Here is a 1916-nt window from a genome sequence, read left to right as displayed (position 1 = left end):
CGGGTCGCGGCTGTACCGCACCGGGGACCTCGTCAGCCTCAGCGACGACGGCGCGCTGGAGTTCGTCGGGCGCACGGACGACCAGGTGAAGATCCGCGGGTACCGGATCGAGCCCGCCGAGGTCGAGTCCGTCCTCGCCGAGGCTCCCCAGGTGGCCGAGGCGCGGGTCGTCGTCCGCGAGGACAGCCCGGGTGACCGACGCCTCGTCGCCTACGTGGTGGCGGCGGGCGCCGACCCGATCCGGCCGGAGGAACTACGCGACGAGTGCCTGCGGAGGCTGCCCGACTACCTCGTGCCGACCGCGATCGTGCCGCTGGCGGAGATTCCGCTCACCGGGAACGGGAAGCTCGACCGGGCGGCTTTGCCCGCGCCCGGCTTCGACGCCCGGACGAGTACGTATGTGGCCCCGCGCTCCCCCCTGGAGGAGCGGATGGCCGACGTCTGGTGTACGGCACTGGGTCTCGACCGGGTCGGGATGCGGGACAACTTCTTCGAGCTGGGTGGCGACTCACTCCGGGCCGTGGCCATCGTCGGTCCCCTCCGGGCTGCCGGCTTGGACGTGACCGTACGGGACGTGTTCGACTGCCGTACGGTGGCCCGGCTGTGTGAGCTGGCCGAGGCTCGACCGGCGGCCGAGGCCATGTCGCCGGCGGCGCCGTTCGCGTTGATCGACCCAGTCGACCGTGCCGCACTGCCGGGCGATCTTGTCGATGCCTATCCGATGGCGCAGACGCAGGTCGGCATGGTCGCCGAGATGCTCGCCGACGAGACGTTGCACCGCTATCACAGTGTGACGACGTTTCGGATCCGCGACGAGGAGCTGTTCTCGCCGGACGCGCTCCGTGCGGCGGCTCGCGTCGCGGTCGGGCGGCACGAGGCACTGCGTACCTCGTTCGACCTCCACTCCTGTTCGATGCCCATGCAGCTCGTGCACGCCGACGCGGAGGTTCCGGTCACGGTGCGGGATCTGCGCGGAAGCGACGCGGACGCGTTGCGGGAGTCGTTGCGTGCGTACCAGGCGGAGGAGCGGGCGCGGCTGTTCGACGTCACCCGGGCGCCCATGCTGCGGCTCGGTGTGCATCTCGAATCCGGCGGCGGGTGGTGGCTGACCGTGGTGCGCTGTCATGCCATCACGGAGGGCTGGAGCCTTTACCACCTGCTGGCGGAGTTGCTCGGCTCGTACCGGACGATCCGCGACGGCCGGGAACCGGCGCTGCCGGCGCTCCCCGCGGTCCGGTACGCCGACTTCGTCGCACGCGAGTTGCGGGCCCTCGAGTCCGCGGAGGATCGCGGTTACTGGGGACAGATCATCGACCAGCATCCGCGGTTCGGCCTGCCCGACGGTTGGGGGGAGACGGACGGGCCGCGGGAGCGCTACCGGCTCCGGGTGCCGTTCCAGGACCTGGAGCGCGAGTTGCGCGGCGTGGCACGCGCAGCGAACGCGTCACTGAAGAGCGTCCTGTTCGCCGCGCACCTGAAGGTGCTGAGCTCCCTGGTCCGGGAACCGTCGTTCTTCACCGGTCTCGTCTGTGACGCCCGGCCGGAGGCGGCTGGCGCGGAGCGGGTTCACGGCATGTATCTGAACACGGTGCCGTTCGTGTTCGAGCGGGGGCGGTGGACGTGGCGGGAGCTGGTCGCGGCGGTGTTCGCGCAGGAGGTGGCGATGTGGCCGCACCGGCACTTCCCGATGCCGCGGATGCAGAGCCTGGCCGGCGGCGGCCGGCTGGTCGATGTCTCGTTCAACTATCTCGACTTCGACCAGCTCGACACCGAGCCGGTCGACCTGGCGGCGACCCTGGCCGACGGCAACACGGAGTTCGACCTCGCGGTGACGACGCTGCGCGGGCAGCTGGGGCTCAGCAGCCATACGCGGGTGTTGGGTCGGGGGCGGGCGGAGCGGTTGGCGGCGATGTATC

Annotated in this window: 1 protein-coding gene; it reads left to right on the top strand. The window is 71.1% G+C overall.

Annotated features, from left to right (window positions below; translation table 11 throughout):
- Nucleotides 1–1916 (top strand): condensation domain-containing protein (locus OC439_RS30100; protein WP_262016371.1); only part of this gene is annotated, 1916 nt, incomplete at both ends.

This window comes from Micromonospora sp. Mcm103, from assembly GCF_024519755.1.
GTDB classification, from domain to species: Bacteria; Actinomycetota; Actinomycetes; order Mycobacteriales; family Micromonosporaceae; genus Micromonospora; species Micromonospora aurantiaca.
Note: the sequence above shows the minus strand (reverse complement) of the source record. Positions and strands in the feature narration are given on the sequence as shown.